The sequence below is a fragment of the Gemmatimonadota bacterium genome (genome assembly GCA_016209965.1).
Lineage (GTDB): Bacteria > Gemmatimonadota > Gemmatimonadetes > Longimicrobiales > RSA9 > JACQVE01.
In genome coordinates this window covers 1-4,636 of the sequence record JACQVE010000005.1, presented here as the reverse complement: position 1 = coordinate 4,636, position 4,636 = coordinate 1, and the positions used below count along the sequence as shown (strand labels likewise).

Here is a 4,636-nt window from a genome sequence, read left to right as displayed (position 1 = left end):
GCGCCGTCCACGGCTCTTCCCGTACAGGACATAGCTCTGATGTTGTTGGCCGCTCTGGCAGGCTGCGCAGTGCTCCCGCACACAGGGGCTCTTCCGCAAGCTGAGCGAGCCCAGTGCGGCGGGCCAAAGCTCCGCGGCCGCACTCTGCAGCCACCGTTCCACGTCCTGAGGCGATTCCGCTCTCTTCCGCATGCTGTATATGTGCCATACCACACACATGCTTGTCAAGGGTGTCGTGGAACCTCATGTTGTTTAGCGAGTTGCGAGTTTCGCGACAGAAACTAGCTAGCCAGCGCGGCGCCTTCACTTCGCCCCCACCACCACATCCAGCCGCCATTCGCCCCGGCCGTTCGCGCCTACGGCAAGCTCGATGGGCCCTAGCGGCGTGGCGCGCACAAGCCCCAGCTCCGCGCCCGCCACCCAGGTCGCGGAGCGGCCCAACTCGTCGCCCACCGCCGCTGCCGCGCCCAGCCGCAGGCGTAGCCGGGCCAGCACATCGAAGGCGGTATTGCGGACGACGTCGGCACCGGCCACGGCGCGGATCTGCCCCCGCTCCTCGCCCCAGCGCATTCCCGGCATAAGGTGCTCGTCACCCAGTGCAGGCCGCACGTCGGCTGGCGGCTCGCCTCCCACCAGCGTCAGGTCGCCCACCGCTGCTCCGCGCCAGCGCCCGGCCCAGCCGTGGACGGAGCCGCGGGCCCGCGCCCTGAGGTAACCCACCTCCCCCAGGCGCCACTCGGCCTCGAGCAGCGTGGGCGCGCCCGCCACCGGCGTCAGCGGCTCGATCTCGCCCATTCGCACCAGGGGGCCCAGGGAAAACCCGTCCCGACCCGACTCTTCCTCCACCCGCTCGGCGCGAATGCCGGCCACGAGCACCCGGCCGGGCTCGAGCCGCCGCAGCTCTGCGGTCAGCCAGCCGCCCGCCCGCCGCACCTCGCGCTCGACCGCGGGGCGCTCCCCGATGAACCGGCGCACGTCGGCTTCCTGGTAGTAGCCGCCCGAGCTCCAGATCAGCGGCAGGAAGCGGAGCGAGTACAGCCTCAGCGACGCCACCGCCCAGCGCTCGAGGCCGCCGGCCGCGCCGGCCACGTCCAGCTCCGCCGGCAACCTCGCGACGCCCGCCGTCCGCGAGCGCAGCCCGGCCCAAACACGGACGCCCCGGTCGTTGTCGTATCCCGCACCACCTTCCGCCAGCACACGCGGGGTCGGCTCCGTCCGGACCAGCAGCACGGGGTCGGGGCGCGGCATCGTGTCCGTAGCCGGCTCCGAGCCTTGCGCGGCGGGGGGCACGGGCGGCACCACCGTGGGCCAAACGCCGTGGAACAGCCCCGTGGCATACACCCGGTCCACGGCCTCCAGAATCCGGGCGGGGTCGTAGGCTCCCGCGGCCGCCGGCCGGAACGCGTGCTCCAGCAGCACCGCCGCCCCGGCTTCCTTGGCCTGGACCTGCACCCCGGCCAGGCGAGCGGGTGGGGGATCGGGCGGCGGCGGCCGGGGCGCCGGCGGATCGGCTCGGGGTGCAGTGGACAGCGCCGCCCGGAGCCCGGCCTCGAGCAGCGGCCCGGGATCCGCCGGGAACGTGGCCTCCGCTAGCCCCGGCCCCAGCCGGGGCAGGATCAAGATGTCCGGCGGCACGGCTCGCGGCTGGGCATTGCGCAGCAGCAGCCGCAGCGCGCGCAGCCCCACGCTCAGTGGGTCCCGCTCCTCGATGCGCGGCAGCGGCCGGAGCACGTCGGAGGCGATCACAACGCTGGAGCCCAGCTCCCGGGCCACCGAGATCGGCATGTTGTCGGCGATCCCGCCGTCCACCAGCACCCGCCCCTCCCACTCGACGGGCGAGAACACGCCCGGCACGGCCATGCTCGCCCGGACGGCCCGCGCCAGGTCGCCGCGCGCCAGCACTACCTCCTCGCCCATCTCGAGGTCGGCCGCCACCGCCCGGAACCGCCGCGGTAGCCGGTCGAAGTCGCCACCCGCGCGCACCCCGGCGTCGAATAGCAGCCGCACCAGCATGCGGTTGATACGCAGCTCAGGGACGAAGCCGCCGAACAGACGCACCCGCTCCGCCCCTATGGCGACGCGCACCACGGGGTAGCGCACCGCCCGGTCCGGGCCCTCGAGCACCGGCGGCGGCGCGAACACCTCGGCCCAGTCCGTCTGCTGGAGGATCCGCCAGATGGCGGCCGGGGCGTACCCGGCCGCATACAGCCCGCCTACGATCGCGCCCGCACTCGTCCCCACCACCAGCCGTGGCTGGTGCCCCAGCCGCTCCAGCCCCAGCACCACCCCCGCGTGCGCTATGCCGCGCGACCCGCCGCCGCTCAGCACCAGCGCCTCCTGCGCCAGGGCGGGCCCGCTCCCGGCGAGTAAAAGGATCAGGGCCAGCCACCCGCCGAAGCCCCCGGTGGGGGTGGACAGCCACAACTTGCCGTGTAGGTTACCCTCGCCCTGCCGCATTGGCGGGGCAAGATGCCCGCCCCGTGCACTGCGGGCAAGAAGAAAGCGAGAGGGAATGACCGAGATCCAGTGCGCCCGCTGCGGCCAGCCCGGCCCGCAGCTCGAGCGGCCGCCGCTGCGCAATGAGCTGGGCCAGCGCATCCACGCTTCCATCTGCCAGCGCTGCTGGGACCAGTGGCTGCGCTACCAGACCGCGCTCATCAACCACTACGGGCTGGACGTCCGCGAAAAGAGCGCGCGCGACTTCCTGAGCGCCAACATGGAAGGCTTCCTCTTCCAAACCGGCGGCACGGAGGACATCGACACCTCCAAGCAGGGCCAGATCTCCTGGTAGCCAGGCCAGGCGCCTTCCGGCTCACACTCCGGCTGCGCCTCCCGTAGCCGTACCTGTACCCATACCCGCAACCTGCCCCACGCCCGAGGCGACTCCGCCACCGGAGCGGCCGGCCATCCCGCACTCGAACCCGAGCCCCAGCCAAGCGCCGCGCAGGGACTTCCTCCTGCAGTCGCTCAGGGGTAGAAATTTCGCGGCCAGGCATGAGACCGCAGCGCCTCCAGCGTCTCCGCCTCGAGCAGCGCCGGATCGGAGGCCGCCGCGTTCGCCTCGATGTGCTCCCGCCGCACCGACCCCACGATCACCGTCGAGACCGCGCCCGGCGTGAGGCAGAAGCGGAGTGCCCCCTGCGCCATGCTCTGGCCCTCCCGCTCCAGCAGCGGCTGCAGCCGCTCCACTCGCTCCACCGTCTCGCGCAGCCGATCCCCCGCAAAGTAGCGCGCCCGCATATCCCCCGGCGGGAAGCGCGTGTCCCGCCGCAGCGTGCCCGCCAGCGAGCCCTCGTCCAGCGGCACGCGCACGATCACGCCCACACCCGCCCGCTCCGCCGCCGGGAACAGTTCCGCCTCCGGCGTCTGGTCAAACACGTTGTAGATGACCTGGATCGTGTCGATCCGGCCCGACGCCGTCACCTCCAGCGCGCTCGCCGGCTCGTGGTCGTTCACCGAAACGCCGAACGCCCGCAGCCGCTGCCGCTCCCGGAGCTCCAGCAGCGCCTCGTACCACTCGTCGTCCGCCGCCCAGGCGTCCGTCCAGACATGGAGCTGCAGCAGGTCGAGCGGCCGGTCCAGCCCCAGATGGCGCAGGCTCTGCTCCGCGCACTGCCGGATCCAGCGCGCCGGGAAAACATCGCGCAGCCGCATGGTCGGTCGCGCCGGCCATTCCCGGTTCAGGGGCGGCACCTTGGTGGCGACGATCACCTCTCCGGGCACGCCGCGCTCCCGCAGCACCTGTCCGATCAGCCGTTCGGAGCGCCCATCGCCGTAGGCCAGCGCCGTGTCCAGGAAGGTGATCCCGGAGTCGAGCGCCGCGCGCACCGCGGCCTTCGCCCGCTCCTCCGGAACCTCCCCCCACATGGTCCCGCCGATCTGCCAGGCGCCGTAGCCGATCTCCGAGACGCGCCAGCCTGTCCGGCCCAGTAGACGTGTGCGCATGGCCTCCCCATAACGGAAACCCGAATCTGCGCGCCGGCACAAGCATCTTCAAGGTACGGCCACACTGCCGCAAGGCACTCGCCCGGTTCGCTGGTCGCGAAAAGCACCGACCCGAGCGCGGGAGATGGTCAAGTCCCGCGGCTGGGCAGCGATTTCGATCCGGGGACGAGCGGGTGGGGCACTGCTGCGCACGCGGCGGCGCGCCCGCGCAGCAGTTCGCGCTCGCGCGCGTTCCGCGTGAGCGACGCCGCGCGCTCGAACTCCGCGCGTGCCTCGGCGGAGCGGCCGAGCTTGGCCAGCAGATCGCCGCGCACGCTGGGCAGCAGGTGGTAGGCCGCGAGCGACGGCTCCGGCGCGAGCGCGTCGACCAGGTCGAGGCCCGCCGCCGGTCCGTATGCCATCGCGACCGCGACAGCGCGATTCAGCTCCACGACGGGGGAGGGCGCGAGCTGTGCGAGCGCGTCGTAGAGGGCGACGATGCGCGCCCAGTCCGTCTCGTCGGCCGTACGCGCCCGGGCGTGGTGGACGCCAGGCGTGGATCATTCCGGGTCCCGATCGGCCATGGGGCCGCCCTGCCGCAGCCGCCAGTTTCGGGCGACGCTGAGCTTCACTGGGGTTTCCCCGCTGTAGCTTTTTTGCTACAATGAAGAGGGCGGGCTGTTCATGCCCACGGTCGTGCGAGATGGCGAGT

General features: G+C 72.6%; 3 protein-coding genes and 1 pseudogene. 1 reads left to right on the top strand and 3 read right to left on the bottom strand.

What is annotated here, in order from left to right; all coding sequences use genetic code 11:
- Nucleotides 1-303: 303 nt before the first annotated feature.
- Nucleotides 304-2,457 carry a patatin-like phospholipase family protein gene (locus HY703_00160; GenBank protein ID MBI4543591.1) on the bottom strand — a complete coding sequence of 718 codons (2,154 nt, stop codon included), beginning with the start codon at nt 2,455-2,457 and terminating at the stop codon, nt 304-306.
- Nucleotides 2,458-2,512: 55 nt separating this feature from the next.
- Between HY703_00160 and HY703_00155 the strand changes: the two genes are divergently transcribed.
- Nucleotides 2,513-2,791 carry an oxidative damage protection protein gene (locus HY703_00155; GenBank protein MBI4543590.1) on the top strand — a complete coding sequence of 93 codons (279 nt, stop codon included), beginning with the start codon at nt 2,513-2,515 and terminating at the stop codon, nt 2,789-2,791.
- Between the two features lie 176 nt (nt 2,792-2,967).
- Here the strand turns inward: HY703_00155 and HY703_00150 are convergent, their stop codons facing one another.
- Together HY703_00150 and HY703_00145 are read right to left on the bottom strand one after the other, a co-directional pair.
- The gene (locus tag HY703_00150) at nt 2,968-3,945 is read right to left on the bottom strand and encodes an aldo/keto reductase (protein MBI4543589.1); all 978 of its coding nucleotides are present in this window, start codon (nt 3,943-3,945) and stop codon (nt 2,968-2,970) included.
- Between the two features lie 128 nt (nt 3,946-4,073).
- Nucleotides 4,074-4,466, bottom strand: a pseudogene (locus tag HY703_00145) (RNA polymerase subunit sigma-24).
- Between the last annotated feature and the right edge of the window lie 170 nt (nt 4,467-4,636).